The 20,378-nt window shown below is 67.5% G+C and carries 18 protein-coding genes; 3 read left to right on the top strand and 15 right to left on the bottom strand.

Going from position 1 to position 20,378, the window contains the following annotated elements; translation table 11 throughout:
• The first annotated feature begins 61 nt into the window (after positions 1-61).
• Positions 62-691 (top strand): NAD(P)H-binding protein, encoded by a 630-nt coding sequence (locus AC0KUR_RS22460; protein ID WP_034186559.1) that lies wholly within the window; start codon positions 62-64, stop codon positions 689-691.
• 87 nt (positions 692-778) lie between these two features.
• Here AC0KUR_RS22460 and AC0KUR_RS22455 read toward each other — a convergent pair whose 3' ends face one another.
• Complete coding sequence (locus AC0KUR_RS22455) at positions 779-1,327, bottom strand: peroxiredoxin (protein WP_034186558.1); 549 nt, start codon at positions 1,325-1,327, stop codon at positions 779-781.
• A 278-nt stretch (positions 1,328-1,605) separates the two neighbouring features.
• Between AC0KUR_RS22455 and cdpA the strand changes: the two genes are divergently transcribed.
• Together cdpA and AC0KUR_RS22445 are read left to right on the top strand one after the other, a co-directional pair.
• Entirely contained in the window at positions 1,606-3,348 is a 1,743-nt protein-coding gene (gene cdpA / locus AC0KUR_RS22450) for a cyclic di-GMP phosphodiesterase CdpA (RefSeq protein WP_193791016.1), read from the top strand.
• A 27-nt stretch (positions 3,349-3,375) separates the two neighbouring features.
• Complete coding sequence (locus AC0KUR_RS22445) at positions 3,376-4,866, top strand: HDOD domain-containing protein (RefSeq protein ID WP_175027836.1); 1,491 nt, start codon at positions 3,376-3,378, stop codon at positions 4,864-4,866.
• Between the two features lie 90 nt (positions 4,867-4,956).
• Here the strand turns inward: AC0KUR_RS22445 and AC0KUR_RS22440 are convergent, their stop codons facing one another.
• The 14 genes from AC0KUR_RS22440 to hpnK all read right to left on the bottom strand — a co-directional run bounded on the left by AC0KUR_RS22440 (position 4,957) and on the right by hpnK (position 20,377).
• On the bottom strand, positions 4,957-5,751 hold the full coding sequence (locus AC0KUR_RS22440; RefSeq protein WP_059560659.1) for an ABC transporter substrate-binding protein: 795 nt from the start codon (positions 5,749-5,751) through the stop codon (positions 4,957-4,959).
• 276 nt (positions 5,752-6,027) lie between these two features.
• Positions 6,028-7,056 (bottom strand): succinylglutamate desuccinylase, encoded by a 1,029-nt coding sequence (gene astE / locus AC0KUR_RS22435; RefSeq protein ID WP_473376464.1) that lies wholly within the window; start codon positions 7,054-7,056, stop codon positions 6,028-6,030.
• A 7-nt stretch (positions 7,057-7,063) separates the two neighbouring features.
• Positions 7,064-8,404, bottom strand: coding sequence for an N-succinylarginine dihydrolase (gene astB, locus AC0KUR_RS22430; RefSeq protein ID WP_034186553.1), 1,341 nt, complete (start codon positions 8,402-8,404; stop codon positions 7,064-7,066).
• A gap of 14 nt (positions 8,405-8,418) precedes the next feature.
• Positions 8,419-9,882: a succinylglutamate-semialdehyde dehydrogenase gene (gene astD, locus AC0KUR_RS22425; RefSeq protein WP_034186552.1), complete on the bottom strand. Its 1,464-nt coding sequence runs from the start codon at positions 9,880-9,882 to the stop codon at positions 8,419-8,421.
• A gap of 7 nt (positions 9,883-9,889) precedes the next feature.
• Positions 9,890-10,936 carry an arginine N-succinyltransferase gene (gene astA / locus AC0KUR_RS22420; RefSeq protein WP_034186551.1) on the bottom strand — a complete coding sequence of 349 codons (1,047 nt, stop codon included), beginning with the start codon at positions 10,934-10,936 and terminating at the stop codon, positions 9,890-9,892.
• Positions 10,933-11,985: an arginine/ornithine succinyltransferase subunit alpha gene (gene aruF / locus AC0KUR_RS22415; protein WP_034186550.1), complete on the bottom strand. Its 1,053-nt coding sequence runs from the start codon at positions 11,983-11,985 to the stop codon at positions 10,933-10,935. Before aruF ends, astA begins: the two co-directional genes overlap by 4 nt.
• A 31-nt stretch (positions 11,986-12,016) precedes the next feature.
• On the bottom strand, positions 12,017-13,249 hold the full coding sequence (locus AC0KUR_RS22410) for an aspartate aminotransferase family protein (RefSeq protein WP_034186549.1): 1,233 nt from the start codon (positions 13,247-13,249) through the stop codon (positions 12,017-12,019).
• 1,008 nt (positions 13,250-14,257) lie between these two features.
• A complete protein-coding gene (locus AC0KUR_RS22405; protein WP_175027834.1) occupies positions 14,258-15,298 on the bottom strand; it encodes a GlxA family transcriptional regulator in 1,041 nt (346 codons plus the stop codon).
• A 22-nt stretch (positions 15,299-15,320) separates the two neighbouring features.
• On the bottom strand, positions 15,321-16,115 hold the full coding sequence (locus AC0KUR_RS22400) for an ABC transporter ATP-binding protein (protein ID WP_034186547.1): 795 nt from the start codon (positions 16,113-16,115) through the stop codon (positions 15,321-15,323).
• 20 nt (positions 16,116-16,135) lie between these two features.
• Positions 16,136-16,849 carry an ABC transporter permease gene (locus tag AC0KUR_RS22395; RefSeq protein WP_034186546.1) on the bottom strand — a complete coding sequence of 238 codons (714 nt, stop codon included), beginning with the start codon at positions 16,847-16,849 and terminating at the stop codon, positions 16,136-16,138.
• A complete protein-coding gene (locus tag AC0KUR_RS22390; RefSeq protein WP_006488734.1) occupies positions 16,846-17,535 on the bottom strand; it encodes an ABC transporter permease in 690 nt (229 codons plus the stop codon). The genes AC0KUR_RS22395 and AC0KUR_RS22390 overlap by 4 nt, the downstream gene beginning before the upstream one ends.
• A gap of 269 nt (positions 17,536-17,804) precedes the next feature.
• The gene (locus AC0KUR_RS22385; RefSeq protein WP_034186545.1) at positions 17,805-18,362 is read right to left on the bottom strand and encodes a lipoprotein; all 558 of its coding nucleotides are present in this window, start codon (positions 18,360-18,362) and stop codon (positions 17,805-17,807) included.
• Positions 18,363-18,449: 87 nt separating this feature from the next.
• Complete coding sequence (locus tag AC0KUR_RS22380) at positions 18,450-19,496, bottom strand: lysylphosphatidylglycerol synthase domain-containing protein (protein WP_473376428.1); 1,047 nt, start codon at positions 19,494-19,496, stop codon at positions 18,450-18,452.
• The gene (gene hpnK, locus AC0KUR_RS22375) at positions 19,493-20,377 is read right to left on the bottom strand and encodes a hopanoid biosynthesis-associated protein HpnK (RefSeq protein WP_175027832.1); all 885 of its coding nucleotides are present in this window, start codon (positions 20,375-20,377) and stop codon (positions 19,493-19,495) included. The genes AC0KUR_RS22380 and hpnK overlap by 4 nt, the downstream gene beginning before the upstream one ends.
• Between the last annotated feature and the right edge of the window lies 1 nt (position 20,378).

The following is a 20,378-nucleotide window of genomic DNA, read 5'->3' as shown; positions in this document are numbered from 1 at the left end:
TTGAGTTATCGGTCGTCCGTCCCTATCTGGACGGAAGACGCATCGAGCAAGGAGCGGTTTCATGACGACGAAGGTACTGCTGATTGGTGCGACCGGCCGGACGGGCCAGGCCTGCGCGGATCTGCTGCTCAAGCAGCCGGAGTTCGAGGTCACGGCGCTCGTGCGCCGGCACGGCTATGCGCTGGCGGGCGCACGGGTCGTCGAGGCCGATCTGACGAACGATTTCTCGCACGCGTTCCAGGGCATCACGCACGTGATCTACGCGGCCGGCTCGGCCGAATCGGAGGGCGCGGCCGAAGAGGAACAGGTCGACCGCGACGCGGTGGCCCGCGCGGCCGAATACACGCTCGCCTTCAACGCGCAGAAGCTCGTCGTGATCAGCTCGCTTTCGGCGTACCGGCCCGAACAGGCGCCGGACGCGCTGCGCCATTATTCGCAGATGAAGCGCGAGGGCGACGACCGCGTGATCGCGTCGGGTGTCGACTACGTGATCCTGCGCCCGGGCCCGCTCACCGACGATCCGGGCGTCGGCAAGATCGCGCTGACCGACGCCTGGCTCGACCCCGCGCCGCCCGTGTCGCGCCAGGACGTCGCATGGGCCGCGATCGAGGCGATCAAGCTCGGCATCTCGCGCAAGATCGTCGGCTTCGTCGGCGGCAGCGTGCCGATCGAGCAGGCCTTGCGCGCGTGACGGCCCGCTGCGCGCCGCCGCCCGGCGGCGCGTGTTGTCGTGCCCGCGGCCCGCACGGCGGGCCGTTTTCGTGCCAGGCGCGGCCGCTTACGGCTTCGGATGCGCGTCGGCCCACGCCTTCACGGCGGCGAGCGTGTTCTCGACGTGCTTGTCGGGCGACAGGCTCGTGTATTCGTAGAGCACCTTCCCTTCCGGCGAGATCACGTAGGACACGCGGTTCGCGCGGTCGAGCGCCGGCAGCTTCGCATCGTATTCCCGGATGATCTTCGCGTCCGGATCGGCCGCGACCGGGAACTTGCTGCGGCACTCGCTCACCGAGAATTTCGTCAGCGTGTCGATATTGTCGGCCGATACGCCGATCACCGTCGCGCCGTAAGCCTTGTAACGGTCGACCGCATCGGCAAACGCATGCGCCTCGATCGTGCAGCCCTTCGTGAACGCCGCCGGGTAGAAATACAGCACGACCGGCCCCTGCTTCAGCGCGCCGGCGAGCGAGTACGTGTAAGTCTTGCCGCCCAGCGACGCCTGCGTCGTGAAATCCGGCGCCGCGGCACCCGGCTTCAATTCCGCCTGCGCCATCAGCGCATGGCCGGCCACCAGCGCCGCCACGGCGCCCAGCAACAGTTTTCGCTTCATCTGCGTCCTCATTTCTTATAAAGTCAGCCTCGATACAGGCCACGCCGGCGTTCGCCTGTCGAACATCCGGGATGCGATCCGGGCCGGCGGCTGCGCCATCCGCGGCCGGCCCGTTAAAGATTCCGCACAATCTGCCGTTATTCCTTGCGGACAACCAGTTCCAGCCCTTCACGTCAGCGAGAAACATGGAAGCCAACAGGAAACAGACGTCACGCAAGGGCTCCTGGCGCAGCGCCTTGCATACGCTGCGCCGCTTCGCCTGGTCGGGCGGCGCGCTGATGCCGGCGCGCGCCGGCGCGCCGCGCCGCGACGACTCCGTGCGCAACTGGCTGGAACAGACGGTCGGCACGGTGGATTTCCTCGCCCATGTCGACCGCGAGCTGCGCTTTCTGTACGTGTCCGACGCGAGCCTGCGCTTCATCGGCTACCACCGCGACTACCTGCACACGCTGACGCTGCGCGACCTGATCGCCGAACAGGATACCTCGGCGCTCGAAGGCCTGCTTGCGCGCGCCGCGCGTTCCGGCCAGGTCGAGAAGGCGACGATGTGCATCGTCAAGTCGCTCACCTACCCGCTGGACGTCGAGGTCCGTGCGTTCAAGAGCCGCCATCACGGCGTCGACGGTTTCGCGATCGCGGCATTCGACGTGTCGTCGTGGCGCGCGCTCGAGGCGAAGCTGACGTATGAAATGCACCATGACCCGATGACGGGGCTCGACAACCTGTCCGCGCTCGTGCCGGCGCTGATGCGTGCGCAGCAGACCGCCGACGAGGACGGCACCTGCGCGGCGCTGCTGCTGCTCGACCTCGACGACTACCAGCGGATCAACCGCGCGCTCGGCTACGACGCGGGCGACACGCTGCTGCGCGAGACCGCGCAGCGGCTGAAGGCGCTCGTCACGCCGAACGAGCGGCTCGCGCGCGTCGCGAGCGACAAGTTCGCGATCGTGCTCGGCGCCTCGGACCGCTCGCAGGCGAGCCACGCCGCCGACGCGCTCGCGCGCCGGCTGCAGGCCGCGGTGCGCGAGCCCTACGTGTACCAGGGGCAGACCGTGCACCTGTCCGCGAGCATCGGCATCGCGCTCTACCCCGACGAACGCGCCGCGCCGCATCGCGCGCAGCATCACAGCCCGCTGCTGCGCCGCGCCGACCATGCGCTCGCGCAGGCGAAGGCATCGGGCGGCAACGCGCTTGCGTTCCATGCGCCGGTCGACGATCCGGCCGACGCCGAACGGCTGAAGCTCGAGGCCGACCTGTACGACGGCGTGCGCAACGGCGAGTTCTCGCTCCACTTCCAGCCGATCACGCACAGCCAGTCGGGCGCGGTGGTCGGCGTCGAGGCGCTGATCCGCTGGCGCCATCCGGTACACGGCCTCGTGCCGCCGGCGACCTTCATTCCGCTCGCCGAATCGATCGGCCTGATCAACTACCTCGGCAACTGGGTGCTCAAGGCCGCGTGCATGCAGCTCGTCGCATGGGACAGCCAGGGGCTTGCGCTGCAGTACGTGGCGGTCAACGTGTCGCCGCAGCAGTTCCGCGACCCGCGCTTCACGCAGAGCGTGCGCGAGGCGATCGCGCTGACGGGCATCGACCCGCGCCGCATCGTGCTCGAAATCACCGAAAGCCTGCTGATGCACGATCCCGCGCATGCGAAAGTGCTGCTCGAGGAGCTGACCGATCTCGGCATCCGCTTCGCGATCGACGATTTCGGCACCGGCTATTCGAGCCTCGCGTACCTGCAGCGCTTCCCGCTCGCGAAGCTGAAGATCGACCGCAGTTTCGTCGAGAACCTGCTGACGTCGCGCAACGACCGCGCGATCGTGTCGGCGGTGGTCGGCCTCGCGCAGACGCTCGATCTCGAACTCGTCGCCGAAGGCGTCGAGACCGAGGCGCAGCGCGCACTGCTGACGGAGATGGGCTGCAATCACATCCAGGGCTGGCTCGTCTGCCAGGCGCTGCCGTCCGAGGAGCTCGCGCGGCGCTTCGAGGCGCAGCAGCTGCACCTGCACGCCGCCGCCTGACGCGCGCGGCGAACCGGACAGATCCGTATGTCAATCACCGAACACCTGCCCCGCACCGCTTTGCTGGACAAGCTGTGGGCCCGGATGAGCGAACGGGGCGATTTCCCGCTGCTGTCGGAATCGCTGCGCGCGACGATGGCCGCGATGAAGAACGACGACCTCGACTTCACCGCACTCGTGCGTGTCGTGCTGTCGGACTTCGCGCTCACGCAGAAAGTGCTGCGGCTCGCGAACTCCGCGATGTACATGGCGTTCGGCGGCAACATCACGACCGTGACGCGCGCGCTGATGGTGCTCGGCATGGACGCCGTCGGCCATCTGGTCGTCGGGCTGAAGCTCGTCGACCATTTCCACCACAGCACGCCGCGGCGCATCGACGCGAAGCTCGAGCTGAACCGCGCGCTGCTGTCCGGCTGCGTCGCGCGCAAGCTCACCGAGCGCGCCGACCTGCGCGCGGGCGAGGAAGCCGTCGTCTGCACGCTGATGCGCCAGGTCGGCAAGCTGCTCGTGGTCTGCTATCTCGACAGCGAATGGGACAAGATCCGCCGCCGCGCGGCCGAGATGCACGTCGACGAATCGGCCGCCTGCGTCGAGGTGCTCGGCGTCGGTTTCGACGAGATCGGGCTCGAGGCGGCGGCACGCTGGCGGCTGCCCGACATGATCCGCGACGGCATCGCCGACCACCACCACCACGTGAACCGCGTCGACGCGTTCGGCCGCGAACTCGCGGCCGACGAGGACATGATCGAACGCGTGAACTGGCTGCGGGCGGTGAGCCGCTGCTCGGCCGACGTCGCGAGTGCGCTCGCGATGCCCGATGGTCCGCAGCGCGACGCGCACATCGCGGCGCTCGCGCAGCACTATGCGCCGGCGCTCGATACGGAACCCGACGCGCTCGTCGAGATCGCCGACCGGCTCGCGCACGAGGAAGCGAGCGACACCGTGATGCGCGAGATCGTCGAGTTGCGCGCGAACGCCGATGCGATCGCGCGTGCGCAGGCCGAGCCCGAAGCCTGTCTCGAAGCCGGCCTCGCCGACCTGCGCGCGCTGCCGTCCGAGCACGTGCTGACGCCGGTGCTCGCGCTGGCGTCGGAAAGCCTGCTCGCGAGCCTCGCGTTCACGCGCACCGTCATGTTCGTGCGCCACGACGACGGCACGTTCGCCGCGCGCCTGGGTTTCGGTCCCGGCGTCGACGCGGCGCTCTACCGGCTGCGCTTTCACGAGCGCTTCGAGCCGGACGTATTCCATCTCGCGATCACCAATTCGGTCGGCATCTTCATCGAGCAGGCGCAGGAACCGAAGATGCTCAAGCGCCTGCCCGCGTGGTATCTCGACGTGTTCGACGACACGCGCGCGTTCGTGCTGCTGCCGGTGCGGGTCGATGCGGCGACGGTCGCGCTGCTGTATGGCGACTGGGCCGGCGCGCAGCCGGCACGCAAGATCTCGCAACAGGAAATGAGCATCCTCAACGAACTCGCGCACGAACTGGGGCGGTTCTTCCCCGCGCAGCACGGCTGACGGCCGGCCGCCCGCGCGGTTTCCGGTTCCCAAAAGCAAACCGGCCGCATCGGCGGCCGGTTTTTTACATCGTGCGTTCGAACGAAGCGCTTACTTGAGCGTCACGGGCACGCTGAAGTACTTCTTCGCGAGGTTGTCGATCGTGCCGTCGGCCTTCAGGTCCTTCAGCGCCTGATCGAGTGCGGTCTTCAGCGCCGCGTCGTTCTTGCGCAGGCCGAAGCCGACGCCCGAGCCGAGGATCTCGGCGTCGCTGACGGTGCCGCCCGCGAACGCGAAGCCCTGGCCTTGCGGCTTCGTCAGGAAGCCCTTCGAGCCGGCTTCCGAATCCTGGAACGTCGCGTCGAGACGGCCCGACTTCAGGTCGGCGTAGGCCAGGTCCTGCGTCTGGTACGGCACGACTTCAACGCCGACCGGCGCCCACTTCTTCTTCGCGTACGCTTCCTGGATCGTGCCCTGCAGCACGCCGACGCGCTTGCCCTTCAGCGACTGCGGGGTCGGCAGCAGGCCGCTGCCCTGCTTCGCGATCAGCTGGTTCGGAATCGTATAGATCGGGTCGGTGAACGCGATCGCGTGCTTGCGCTGGTCGGTGATCGTCATGTCCGAGTTGATCGCATCGAACTTGCGCGCCTGCAGCGCGGGGATCAGGCCGTCGAAGTCGTTCTCGACCCACACGCACTTCGTCTTCAGCTTCGCGCACACCGCGTTGCCGATGTCGATGTCGAAGCCGGTCAGCTTGCCGTCGGGCGTCTTGTATTCGAACGGTGCGTACGAGGCCTCGACGCCGAACCGGATCTCCTTCAGATCCGCGGCAAACGCGCTGCCTGCCGCCGCCGCCGATGCCGCCACCACCGCATGCGCGGCCACTTTACGCCAATCCAACTTCATCAGGTGCTCTCCTCGATACTCGAATGTTCCGGAACTACGGGCGCAGGCATCATTGCAGGGTCGGATGACCCCGACAATGCGGCTGCCGCGCCGTGATGCGGCGCAACAGCCGCAAGGCCGCGATTGTACCAATCCGCGCGGCCCGGCATGGCAAAGCGGCTGCCGATGCGCGATGCTGCGGTGCGCATACGACACCGGCCGCGCCGGCCATCGAACTTGCAAGACGATGTCGCAAATACGCAAGGCGGCCCGCGCGTCGGCGCGGCCGCCGATCGGTCAGACCAATGCCGCGATCGTCTCGCGCGTCGTGTCGACGACGAGCAGGCCCGCACGCAGCCCCGGCTTCACGGTCGGGTTCGGAAACACGATCCGCTCCTCGTCGTGCGTCACCGTGTAGCGGTAGTCGCCGTCCTGCGCGAGCACCGTGCCGCGCGCGAACGCGGTGAAGTTCGCGACGTCGGCCGCGACGAACAGCTCGAGCGCGTCACTCTGCTTCGTGATCTGGTCGATCACCGTGAAGACGCGCGGCAGCGCCGCGTCGGCATCCGTCGGCCGGCCCGACACCAGCTTGCGCACCGCGCGGTCGGCCGGCGCGAAGCGCGTCAGGTCGTTCTGGCCGAACGGCCGCACCTTGCCGAGTTCGAGCGTGCAGGCGAGCGCGCCGCTATGCTCGGCCGTGAAATGCGAATACGTGTTGCCCTTCGCGGTGTGCAGCAGCACGGCCGCGATGCGCGCGTCGCCCAGCCATTCGACCATCGTGCGCGTCGGCGGCGTGCCCGTATGCGGCAGCAGCGCGAACTGCTCGAACACCGACGCGCGGATCGCCGTGTGCATGTCGATGTGCCAGCGCGCGCTGCCCGCCGGCGCGGCCGCGAAGAACGCGGCCGCGGCCGCCTCGAGCTGCGCGGCGCGTGGCGCTTCGCGGCTCGCGGGCACCTGCGTGTGACGGCCGCTGAACAGGCGGTTCAGGTCGTCGTCGAGATAACGCTCGCCCGCGCGCATCGCCGGCACGTTGCCGAGCACGACGAGCAGCCGGCACGCGAGCGGCAGCGCGCCCGACGCGAGATCGCACACCAGCATCGACAGCAGCTCGATCGGCGCCGTCTCGTCGCCGTGCACGCCCGCCGATACGAGCACGCTCGCGCGTGTTGCCTCGTTCGCCGCGACCGGTTCGAGCACGAGCAGCCCGTCGCCGGGCCATTGCCAGCGCACCGCACCGCCCGCGCAGGTACCGCCCTGCTCGGCCGGCACGCTGCCGGCCAGCGTGAACGCGAGAAAGTCGTCGAGCAGCGCGGCGGACGGCATCCGTGCCTCAGCGCTGGAAGTCATACAGCGAACCGACGCGCAGGATCTGCGTGAGTTCGTCGAGCGCCGTGCGCGATTCGTCGAGCAGCGCCGGATCGGCGAGATCTTCCGGTGCGAGGCGATCGCGGTAGTGCTTGTCGATCCATGCGTCGAGCGACGCGAACAGCGTGTCGTTGATCCACACGTTCGACGTGACCGCCGCGCGCTCCGCGTCGTTCAGCACGACGCGCAGGCGCAGGCATGCGGGGCCGCCCCCGTTCTTCATGCTTTCGCGCAGGTCGAACACGAGCACGTCGTGAATCGGGCCGTTGCCGGCCGCGAGGTGGTCGAGATAGGCCGCGACGTTGGCGTTCTCGCGGCATTCCTGCGGCACGACGAGCACCTGCGAGCCGTCCGCGCGCGACAGCAGCTGGCTGTTGAACAGGTACGACGTCACCGCGTCGTTCACGCTCACGGCCGCTTCCGGCACCTCGATCACGTTCAGGCGCGCGCCGCGTGCGTCGAGCGCGGCGGTCAGCGTGTCGTAGATCGCCTGCTTGTTGACGAACGCGCGCTCGTGCGTGAACAGCGTGTCGCGGTTGCCGACCGAGATCACGTCGTTGTGGAACACGCCCGCGTCGATCACGTCCGGATCCTGCTGCGCGTAGACCGTCGCTTCCTCGGCGAGCCCGTGGCGATGCGCGACCGCGCGGCTCGCCTCGAAGGTCTGCCGTGCCGGGAAGCGCTTCGGTTCCGGCCCGCGGCGGTATTCCGCGCGGCCGTACACGAAGAATTCGATGCCCGGCTTGCCGTATTCCGCGCAGAAGCGCGTATGGTTCGCCGCGCCTTCGTCGCCGAGCGCCGGCGTGCCCGTCAGCGCTTCGTGCACCGCGAAGTGCGCGGGATCGGCGAACAGCGTCGACAGCGTGCGGCGCGTCGCTTCGTGCTCGATCGCGCGATGCAGCTTGCTGCACAGGTTCGCCGGCGTGAAGTGCACGCGGCCGTCGCTCGTGTCGGCCGACGGGCTGACGGTGGCCGCGTTCGCGGTCCACATCGCCGACGCCGAGCTCGCCGCGGCGAGCAGTTCCGGCGCCTGCTTCGCGGCCTTCGCGATCACGTCCGCGTCCTTGCCCGAGAAGCCGAGCTCGCGCAACAGGCGCAGCGACGGCCGCTCCTGCGGCGGCAGCACGCCCTGTGCGAAACCGAGATCGGCGAGCTGCTTCATCTTGCGCAGCCCCTGCTTCGCGGCGGCCTTCGGGTTCGCGGCCGACTTCTCGTTGTTGAGGGACGCCACGTTGCCGAACGACAGCCCGGCGTAGTTGTGGGTCGGGCCGACGAGCCCGTCGAAATTGGCTTCTTGTGCGTTCATCGTCGCTCCCTCGATCAGAAATGCAGGCCCGGCGACAGGCTCGCGGGCAAGGTCAGTTGCGTGCTTTCCACCGACGCCATCGGATACGCGCAGTAGTCGGCTGCGTAGTACGCGCTCGGGCGATGGTTGCCCGAGCGGCCCGTGCCGCCGAACGGCGCGGCGGACGACGCACCGTTGGTCGGCCGGTTCCAGTTGACGATGCCGGCGCGGATCGTGCGGCGGAAGTGTTCCCATGCCTTCTCGTCGTCGGCCAGCAGGCCGGCGGACAGGCCGAACGCCGTGTCGTTCGCGCGCTCGATCGCTTCGTCGAACGTCGCGTAGCGGACGATCTGCGCGAGCGGGCCGAAATGTTCCTCGTCGGGCAGGTTGGCCACGCCCGTCACGTCGACGATCGCCGCGTTCACGAAGCCGAGGCGCGGATCGCGCTGCGTCATCGCGATGACCGGTTTCGCGCCCTGCTCGATCAGGCGCGACTGGGCATCGACCAGCTTCGCGGCCGCGCGTGCCGAGATCACCGCGCCCATGAACGGCTGCGGATCGGCATCGAACACGTCGGCCGTGATCTTCGACGTGACGTCCGCGAAGCGCGCGAGGAAGCGGTCGCCGAACGCGCCCTGCGGCACGAAGATGCGGCGCGCGCACGTGCAGCGCTGGCCGGCCGACAGGAACGCCGACTGGATCGTGTGATGCACGGCCGCGTCGATGTCCTCGACTTCGCCGATCACGAGCGGATTGTTGCCGCCCATTTCGAGCGCGAGCACGATCTCCGGGCGGCCGCCGAACTGCTTGTGCAGCAGCGTGCCCGTATCGGAGCTGCCCGTGAAGAACAGTCCGTCGATCTGCCGATGGTTCGCGAGTGCGATGCCGGTGTCCTTCTCGCCCTGCACGAGGTTCAGCACGCCGGCCGGCAACCCGGCCTCCTTCCACACTTCGACCGTCGCGCGCGCGACGCCCGGCGCGAGTTCCGACGGCTTGAACACGACCGCATTGCCCGCGATCAGCGCGGGCACGATATGGCCGTTCGGCAAGTGGCCGGGGAAATTGTACGGACCGAACACCGCGACGACGCCGTGCGGACGGTGGCGCAGCACCGCGACGCCGTCGGCCATGTCCTGGCGTTTCTCGCCGGTGCGTTCCTGGTAGGCCTGAATCGAGATGCCGACCTTCGCGGCCATCGACGCGACTTCGGTGCGTGCTTCCCACAGCGGCTTGCCCGTCTCGCGGCCGATCGCGGTCGCGATCGCTTCCTTGCGTTCGTTGAGCAACGCGGCGAAACGCTTGACGATCGCGCAACGCGATTCGAAGTCGAGCGCCGACCAGCCGGCGAATGCACGGCGCGCGCTCGCGACCGCACGGTCGACGTCGGCCGCCGACGCGCTTTCGCCCTGCCATGCGATCTCGTCGGTGCCCGGGTTGCGCGAAGCGAACACGGGGCCCGAGCCCGCGACCCAGGCGCCGTCGATGAAGAGTTCCGTCATGATTCGTTTATCCCTGTTTGACTTTGAGCGGCAGCACGCGGACCGGATCGCCGGCCTTCACGTCGAGCGCGGCGGCATCGTCGGCCGACAGCACGAACGAGCCGTTCGCCACGACACCCGGCGCGACGCCGACGCGGAAATCGCCGAGCGACGTATTCGACACCAGCGACCTCGGCGGATGGCCGCCCTGCGCGTCCTCGCCCGTATCGGGCACGCCGATCGCGACCGGCACGACGACGCTCTCGCGCACCGTGCGCAGGTCGTTGATGTGGCATTCGAGCACGGGGCCCGCGTCGAAGATGTCGACGTGATTCTGGTAACGCAGCCCTTCCGCTTCGAGCATCTTGCGGGCCGGCAGCGTGTCGCGGTGCGTGAGGCCGACCGCGTCCTGCGCGTCCTGCGGCAGCAGGTCGACGTACACCGGGTAGCGCGGCATCAGTTCCGCGAGGAACGACTTGCGGCCGTGCGAGCTGAGGTAATCGGCTGCGTTGAAATCGATCTGGTAGAAGTGCGAACCGACTGCGCGCCAGAACGGCGACGTGCCGTCCTCGTCGAAGTGGCCGCGCAGTTCCGCGCAGAGGCGTTCCGGGAAGCGCTCGCGGAACTGCGCGATGAACATGAAGCGCGAGCGCGACAGCAGGCCGCCGACGCCGCCGGTGCGATAGCGCGGGCTCAGGAACAGCGAGCACACTTCCGCGTAGCCCGTCAGGTCGTGCGAGATGTTCAGCGCGGACATCCGCGTCCACACGCCGAGCTCCTGGCTCGCGTGCACGACGGTGCTCACGCGATAGTTGTAGAACGGCTGCTCGAGGCCGACCTGCGTTTCGATCCCGCACACGCCCGCGATGTCGCCCGTCTTCGATTCTTCCATCACGAAGAAGTAGCCGGCCTCGCCCGGCGCGGCCTGCCCGTCCAGCGTGCGGCGCGCGCGCGCGATACGCGCGGCGAGCGCGTCGCGGTCGGGCTTGAACGTGGTCAGGCCCGGCCCGGTTTCCTTCGCGAGCGACACGAGCGCGTCGACGTCGCCCGTTTGTACGACCCGAACGACGATCATGCTGCGTCTCCCTTCAAATCTTCATCGTCGCGGCGGTGCAGCGGCACGCAGCGCACGACATCGCCATCCTTCACATCGAGCGCCGCGCGCACGTCGCCGGCCAGCGGTGCCTCGGCAGTGTCGCCCGGCAGGTCGGCCAGCACGCAGCGGAACGATTCGCCGCTGCCCGTCGACACCAGGTACGCGACATCGCCCTGCTGGTGCGCGGCCTCGCGCACGACGCGCTCCGAGCCGTGCTTCACGCACGCGGTGCGGTCGACCTGCGCGGTCAGCACCGGGCCTGCGTCGAAGATGTCGACGAAGCGGTCGGGCTCGAAGCCTTCCTCGAGATGGATGTCGTATGCGAGCAAGGCCGTTTCGTTCGGCTCGCCGAGCACGCGCTGCGCGGCTTCCGGCAGCAGCGGCACGTAGAGCGGATAGGCCGGCATCACTTCGGCGATGAACGTGCGGCTGCGGCCGCCCGACGCGATGTCGACGTCGGTGAAATCGCGGCCGAAGAACTTGCGCCCCACCGCTTCCCAGAACGGCGATGCGCCGTTGCCGTCGCTCACGCCGAGCAGCAGCGTGAACACTTCCGGCGTGAAGCGCCGGCGGTTCGCGGCGATGTACATCATCCGCGCGCGCGAGATCAGGTGCGCGGCCGCATCGCCGCGCAGCGACGGATCGACGTAGAAGCCCGCGAGCCGGCTCTTGCCGGTCAGCTCGTGCGACATCGTGAGCGCGTGGATCTTGCGGTTCACGTGCAGCTCGCGCGACGCGTGGATCAGTGCGTCGTTGCGGAACGCGTAGAACGGTTCCGAGTAGCCGGCCGCGGCCACGATGCTCGCCGTGCCGAGCAGCTTGCCGGTCGACGATTCCTCGAGCACGAAGAGGTAGAACTCCTCGCCGGCGAAATCGACGTCCGCGCGAAACGAATCCTCGGAGAGCGCCACGCGCGCTTCGAGCGCCGCGCGGTCGTGCGGCAGCGAGTGCAGGACCGGCTGCGCGGTGCGCGCCATGTGCGCGAGCGCATCGAGATCCGTGAGTTTGCCGGGGCGAACAAATAGCATCGTCGTTCCTGTCTGCGATGGGGGGCGCCGATCAGCGCGCGGTGGCTTCCTGTGCGGCGAGCACCTGTTCGACCGCCTTCTCGAAGCGCTTCACGCCTTCGTCGAGCAGGTCGAACGGGATCACCAGCGACGGGACGAAGCGCAGCACGTTCGGGCCGGCGATCAGCATGATCAGGCCGTTCTCGGCGGCGGCGGTGACGAAGTCCTTCGCGCGGCCGTCGAACGCGGCGGTGAGTTCGGCGCCGACCAGCAGGCCCTTGCCGCGCACGTCCTTGAAGATGCCGAAGCGTGCGTTGATGCGTTCGAGCGCGCCCTTCAGGCGCACGCTGCGTTCGCGCACGCCTTCGAGCAGTGCCGGATCGCCGATCAGCTCGACGACCTTGTCGGCGATCGCCGAGGCGAGCGGGTTGCCGCCGTACGTCGTGCCGTGCACGCCGACCTTGAAGTGCGCGGCCAGTTCGTTCGTCGTCAGCATCGCGCCGATCGGGAAGCCGTTGCCGAGCGCCTTCGCGGTCGTCAGGATGTCCGGCGTGACGCCCGTGTCCATGTACGCGTAGAACTGGCCCGTGCGGCCGACGCCCGTTTGCACTTCGTCGAAAATCAGCAGCGCGCCGTGCGCGTCGCACGCTTCGCGCAGCGCCTTCAGGAAGGCCGGATCGGCCGGGATCACGCCGCCTTCGCCTTGCACGGGCTCGACGATCACGGCGCAGGTTTGCGGGCCGATCGCGGCCTTCGCGGCTTCGATGTCGTTGTACGGCAGGTGCGTGATGCCGGCCGGCACGGGGCCGAAGCCTTCCGAGTACTTCGGCTGGCCGCCGACGCTGACCGTGAAGAACGTGCGGCCGTGGAACGACTGCACGAACGAGATGATTTCCGCTTTATCGGCGCCGTGGCGGTCGAACGCGACGCGGCGTGCGAGCTTCAATGCGGCTTCATTTGCTTCCGCGCCCGAGTTCGCGAAGAACGCGCGATCGGCGAAGGTCAGCGATTCGAGACGCTTCGCGAGGCGCAGCACCGGCTCGTTCGTGTAGCCGTTGCCGATGTGCCAGAGCTTGCGGCTTTGTTCGTCCAGGACCTTCAGCAGTTCCGGGTGGCCGTGGCCCAGCGACGTGACCGCGATGCCGCACGCGAAATCGATGTATTCACGGCCAGCCGTGTCCCACACGCGGGAGCCCTCTGCGCGATCCGGCACGAACGGGGCGGGGGAAAATACCGGCACCATCACTTCGTCGAATGTCTGGCGGGTCACGGTCGAGGTCGTCATGGTCGTTCCTTTCGGTTTCGTAAGAGGGTTCAACAGGATCAAGTTTAGGTAAGGGTGACGCAAGCGTCTTGCGGATTTGCGACGGGTTCTATCGGAAGCGGATAGTGCGCTTTTATTTTGCCTTCTGGGGGTGGGGGGTGGTTTTTTTGGGGGTTTTGGGCGGTTCGCTCGCGTTTTGACGTGAATTGCCTGTGATCGTAACGGTCTATTAGCGTCGCCCCTGCGCGGGGCGGCGGTCACTTTTCTTTGTCTTGCCAAAGAAAAGTAACCAAAAGAAAGGCGTTGTGAAAACGCAAGACTTCCCGGTGCCATAGCCTGCAAAGTGGCCCTCGCCTAAGTGTCCGCGCCAGCAAGGAACCCGGAGTGGTTCGAGCAATGGTTCTGACATCACTCATCCCCCAGCGGAGCGGTATACCGCCCGCTAGCTCCGCCCTCGCTTCGCTCGGCCGACAGGTACACCCCCTCCAGCGTCGCCATCGATCAGCAATCGCCCTCACTCGTCTGGGCAAGACGTCATTTTCGGTGAACACCTGATTCGCTGCCCCGGCCAGGAAAAATGGGGTACAGCAATACACCGCGAGCAATGATCGATTTGCAGGCGGCGTAATTGCACGATCGATGTGAATCGTCGGAGATGCCTGGCAGGCAACGGCTCCTGGATAAGCAAACGTGCGCACCGCACGACCAGAAGCACCTTGCAGCCGAGCGAAGCGAGGATGGAGCTGGCGGGCGGTATACCGCTCCGCTGCGGGATGAGTGGAGTCAGAACCATTGCTCGAACCGCTCCGGGTTCCTTGCTGGCGCGGACATTTAGGCGAGGGCCACTTTGCTGACCATGGCACCGGGAAGTCTTGCGTTCTCACAGCGCCTTTCTTTTGGTTACTTTTCTTTGGCAAGACAAAGAAAAGTAACCGCCGCCCCGCGCAGGGGCGACGCTAATAGACCATTACGATCACAGGCAATTCACGTCAAAACGCGAGCGAACCGCCCCCAAAAAACCACAAAAAATCAATCCTTCCCCCGCTCCACGAGCGCCCCCGCCCGCGGCTCACTCCCCCCACCTGTCTGCTTCTCGAGCCACGCGCGCCGATCCTCCCGAGGCGTGACCCCGAACCTTTCGCGATACGCATTAGAAAAGTGCGCAGCAGAAGAAAACCCACAAGCGAGACTAACCTGCACGACCGACTTGCTGGTCCGCTGCAACTGCGTCCTGGCCTTGAGCAATCGGAGATTGAGGTAATACTTGGAGGGCATCGCCCCGAGATACTGTCGAAAGAGCCGCTCCAACTGTCGGCGCGACACGCCGACCAGCTCGGCGATCTCGTCGGTCGTCAGCGGATCCTCGACATTGGCCTCCATCAGCAGCAACGCGTCATTCAACCGAGGATGCCGCTCACCGGGCGCGGTGACGAAGGGAATCCGCTGCCGCTCCTCGCCGCTGCGCAAGGTCCCGGCGCCGAGCGCATCGGCAATCCGCTCGCCCAGCTCGGGCCCGTGTTCCCGACCAATCATGGCCAGCATGAAATCGACGGTCGCCTGCCCGCCGGCACAGGTCGCCCGATCGCGATCGATCTCGAAAATCTGCTGCGTGACGATCGACCGCTCGAACTGCTCGGCGAACTGCTGATACGTCTCCCAGTTCACGCTCACGCGATACCCGGAAAGCTGCCCGGCCATCGCGAGCCACCACACGCCGTGGTGAATGCCGGTCACGACCGGCGTCCGCTGCCCGACCCGCGCGAGACTCGCGAGAAACAGCCGGTAATCGGCAAACTGCTGAAACCGCTCGGTCACGACGATCAGCCAGTCGCATGCGATCGCATCGTTGAACGCCGCATCGGCATGCCACTGCGCCCCGCCCGCGAGCGGCACGGGCCGCCCGTCCCACGAACACACCTGCCAGCGGTACAGCAGCCGCCCGTCGATCTCGTTCGCCAGATTCAACGCATCGACGATCGGACCCACGCCCGACATCGACACGGGCGGCAATGCAACGATCACCACCTGCGTCGTGCGGGTGGCGCCTGCGGGACGAGACACCGGTACCACGGCTGAAACCTGCCCCGTCGCGTTACTTGAGGCTGCCCGACAGGAACTGCTTGAGCCGCTCGCTCTGCGGGCGCACCAGCACCTCCTTCGGATCGCCCTCTTCCTCGGTCCGCCCCTGATGCAGAAACATCACATGATTCGACACGTTGCGCGCGAAACCCATCTCGTGCGTGACGACGATCATCGTGCGGCCTTCCTCGGCCAGCTTCTGCATCACCTTCAGCACTTCGCCCACCAGCTCCGGGTCGAGCGCCGACGTCGGCTCGTCGAACAGCATCACGTCCGGATGCATCGCGAGCGCACGCGCGATCGCGACGCGCTGCTGCTGGCCGCCGGACAGATGCGACGGATACTGCTTCTCGACGCGCGGCGGCAGGCCGACCTTCTCCAGGTACTCGCGCGCACGATCCTCGGCTTCCTTCTTGGAAATGCCGAGCACGTGCACGGGTGCCTCCATCACGTTCTCGAGCACGTTCATGTGCGCCCACAGGTTGAAGTGCTGGAACACCATCGCGAGCTTCGTGCGGATACGCTGCAGCTGCTTGTGATCGGCAACTTCGAGCGCGCCGGCGCGGTCGGCCTTCGTGCGGACGGCCTCGCCGTCGACGACGATCTGCCCCGCATTCGGCCGCTCGAGGAAGTTGATGCAGCGCAGGAACGTGCTCTTGCCCGAGCCGCTCGCGCCGATGATGCTGATGACGTCACCGGCCTTCGCGTTCAGCGACACGCCCTTGAGCACTTCGTTGTCGCCATAGCGCTTGTGGATGTCGAGCGCCGCAAGCTTGGTGGCACCGTGCGTTTGAGTGATCTCGGCCAACTGGCTCTCCTCGAAGTGAATCAATGACGGGCGGCCGCGAGATACGCGAGCCAGTGGCGCTCCGCCCGGCGAAACGCCGCGACGAGTGCGAACGATACCGCAAGATAGATCAGCGCGGCGATTCCGAACGACTGGAACGCCATGTAGGTCGCGGAATTCGCGTCACGCGCGACCTTCAGGATGTCCGGCACGGTCGCCGTGAACGCCACGGTCGTCGCGTGCAGCATCAGGATCACCTCGTTGCTGTACAGCGGCAGCGCACGGCGCAGCGCCGACGGCAGGATCACGCGGCGATACATCGTGAACGGCGACATCCCGTACGCGCGCGCCGCCTCGACCTCGCCGTGCGGAATCGCACGGATCGCGCCGGCGAAGATCTCGGTCGTGTACGCGCAGGTATTCAGCGCGAACGCGAGAATCGCGCAATTGAAGCCGCTGCGGAAGAACGCATCGAGCAGCGAGTGCGACCGCACGAACTCGAGGCTGTACATGCCCGTGTACATCAGCAGCAGCTGCACGTAGAGCGGCGTGCCGCGAAACACGTACGTGTAGAACCGCACGGGCATCGACACCCACTTCTTCTTCGACACGCGCGCGACCGCGAGCGGCACCGCGCACACGAAGCCGAGCGAGATCGACGCAACGAGCAGCCACAACGTCACCGCGAGGCCGGAGAGGCGCTGGCCGTCCCAGAAAAGGAACGCCTTGCCGAATTCCTGGAGGATCTCGATCATAGTTCTGCGTGCCGCACGCCCATGGAATATCGCTTCTCGAGCTGGATCAGCACGAGGTTGGAAACGGTCGTGATCGCGAGGTAGATCAGCGCCGCGACGAGGATGAAGAAGAACATGTTGAACGTGCTCTTGCCGGCGTCCTGCGCGGCCTTCACGACGTCCGCGAGGCCGATGATCGACACCAGCGCGGTCGCCTTCACGAGCACCTGCCAGTTGTTGCCGATGCCCGGCAGCGCGAAGCGCATCATCTGCGGAAACATGATCCGCGCGAACACGCGCGCGCCGCTCATCCCGTAAGCCGCGCCGGCCTCGAGCTGGCCGCGCGGCACCGACAGGAACGCACCGCGGAAGGTCTCGGTGAAATACGCGCCGTAGATGAAGCCGAGCGTCAGCACGCCGGCCACGAACGGGTCGATGTCGATCTGGTTCCAGCCGACGAGGTCGGTGAACTGGTTCAGCCAGATCTGGATGCTGTAGAACAACAGCAGCATCAGCACAAGATCGGGCACCGAGCGGATCAGCGTCGTATAACCGGTCGCGATCGCTCGCAGCACCCGGTTGTGCGACAGCTTCGCCACCGCGCCGATCAGCCCCAGCGCCACCGCAGTGGCAAGCGACAGCACCGACAGCTCGATGGTCTGCACGGTGCCGGCCCAGAGAACAGGACCAAAGCCGTAAAGGAACACGCGCGTCTCCAGAGTTGGAATGGATGCCGACGCGTCGCCTGTCCCGCGCCGGGCTGACGCGGATAGTCGCAAGCGAAATTGATTGTCTCAAATCACCTGGCGCGCGATTGCTGCATCGCAGCAACCCGCCCCGCCATTTGCGACCGATGTCTACTTCGCTGTTTCAAAAGGAAAAAAGCCGCTTCCTGACAGTCGGATGACACGCAGGGAAGCGGACTTTTTGCAATTTTCCGGTCGCTTTTTCGATATAGCGCCGCAGACGACCGCGCTTACCGTCCCTTCAGGATGTCGGAGCGCGAAGTCGTATAGACCAGCCCGTCCGGGCCGAAATGGACGTTGAAGAACGCGTCGGTGTTGACGCCGTCCTCGAGCCAGCGCCAGCTCCAGACCGTCTCGGGCTTCAGCGGATACTGCGCGATGTCGCCGGGCTTGCCGAGCAGGCGCCGCACCTCGTCCTCGTTCATCCCCGGGCGCACCTTCGCGAAATTCTCGGCGGTCAGCACCTGCGTCGCGCCCGCGTAGCGCCCGTTCGCATCGAGATCGACGAACCAGGTCTGGTTGCCCATCGGGCCGCGCGGATATTCGTAGCGCTTCGAGCCGTCGGTGAACTCGCGCACGATCTCGGGCTTGCCCATCGTGCCGCGCACGTCGGCCTCGGTCGATTCACCGACCTTCAGCCCCTTGAGCAGCAGCGGCGCGGGCTTGATCGCGTTGAAGAAGTCCCTGATACGTTGCACGTCGAGGTCGCCTTGCTTGTCGTCGCAGCCGGTCAGCGCCAGCGCGGCGGCCAGCATCGTCACGGGAAGCAGCCGGAATCGGAAAATCATCGGAAGAAATGCGCGTCGAGAAAACACGCGGCAAGGATACCCGTGCGACGCCAAAAGCGCGAGACGGGCGCGCGGCCCGTCTCCTGTTCAATGCGTCGTTTCGGTTTCCGTCTCGGCTTCGGTCACGCGGCCCGCCTGCGCCGCGCGCGGCGCGGCCAGCGGCGCACCGAGACGGCGGCGCGTACGCACGAGCTCGGCAAGCTGCCACGAGCCGAGCGCCAGGCAGCCGAACAGCACCTCGCGGCCGCGCTTGACCACCGCGAGCGACAGCGCCGTCTCGCGGTCGACGCCGAACATCTGCGCGAGCAGCACGACGGTCGCCTCCTGCACGCCGAGCCCGCCCGGCACCATGAACGCCGCATGCCGCACGGCCTGCGTCATCGCCTCGATCGCGATCGCGCCGCCGATCGACACCGGATGGCCGAGCAGCGCGAGCGCCCAGTAAATCTCGAGCGCGCCAAGCACGTAGCCGGCCAGTTGCCAGAAGAATGCGCTGAACAGCAGGCCCGTGCGCGACATCAGCGCGTCGATGTCGGCGTCGAGCCGGCGCCCGTCGACGCCCTGCAGCAGCCGGTGCGAATCGCCGAGCAGGCGCCCCGCGAAACGCTCGATCGCGTGGAAGACGCCGCCGCGCCGCATCAGCACGACGCCGAGCACCGGCAACGGCAGCGTCAGCAGCAGCGCGAGACCGATCGTGCCGCCGCCCATGTTGTCGGTCGTCGCGAGCAGCAGCACGAGGCCGAGCGCCGCGAAGGCATACTGGACGACGATCGTCACGAGCACTTCGACAATCACCGATGCGGTGACACGGCTCGCATCGGGCACCTGCCAGCGCGCGAGCCGGATGCCGACGATCTCGCCGCCGATCCCGACCACCGGCAGCAGCCGGTTCACGGCCTCGCGCACGGTCGCGATCCACCACAGGAACGGCAGCGAACTGCGCCGGTCGAGCAGCAGGTGCCACGCGTACGCATCGAGCAGCAGCGGCAGCCCATGGAACGGCACGAGCCACAGCAGCGCATAGCCGGCGCGCGCGAGCATCTGCGACACGTCGCCGACGCCTTCGTGCAGCCCCAGCGCGAGCAGGATGCCGATGCCGATCGGCCAGCCGAGCCACTTGATCCACTTGCTCATGACGGCTGCGCTCCCGGTGCGCGCGCCGCCTGCGCGCCGCGACGTGCCGCGGGCTGGCCGAAGACGTCGGCAAAGCCGCCGGTCGCGACGCCCGCCGCCTTCAGCGCGGCCGCCACGCGCGGCGACAGCAGCGCGTCGAGTTCGTCGACCGGACGGTAGCCGGCCATCGTCGGCGTGATCGGGCCGTCGCCGGCCTCGGCCGGATGGCAGTAGATCTCGCCGACGCCCGGCGGCAGCGTCGCGAGCGCGTCGAGCAGCACGGCCTCGTCCATCGCGCCCGTCTGCGCGATCCCGACCACGTAGTCGTTGTGCGCGAGCCCGGCGCGGTCGAGCCGCGCGCGCACGAGCGCGATCCACGGCTTGAGCAGCGCGGGCGCGCTCGTCTCGTACGGCAACCGCACCGCGCGCAACCCGTAGTCGCGGCCGATCTCGATGATCATCGACAGCACGGTCGGATGCAGGTGGAAATGCTTGTGCGCGTTCACGTGATCGAGCGGCAGGCCGCTCGCCGCGAACGCGTCGAACTGCGCACGGATCTCGCGGCGCAGTTGCGCGCGAACGTGCGGCAGGAAGAAAAAGCGACAGCCGTCCTTCGCCATCGCGTCGCCGAACCGCCCGTCGGGCCCGACGAGCGCGGGAATGTCATGCGCGGGCAGCGTGGCCGGCCCGTCCGCGAGCACCAGGTGCAGGCCGACCGCGAGCGACGGCAGCCGCCGCGCGCGGTCGATCGCATCCCGCGCCGCGGGCGCACCGACCATCAGGCTCGCGGCATTCAGCACGCCGTCGCGATGCGCGCGCTCGACCGCCGCGTTGACGCGCGGGTGCAGCCCGAAATCGTCCGCGGTGAAGATCAGCGCCCGCGCCGCCCGCTGCGTCGCCACG

The organism is Burkholderia sp. YHN3-13 (assembly GCF_055810675.1).
Note: the sequence above shows the minus strand (reverse complement) of the source record. Positions and strands in the feature narration are given on the sequence as shown.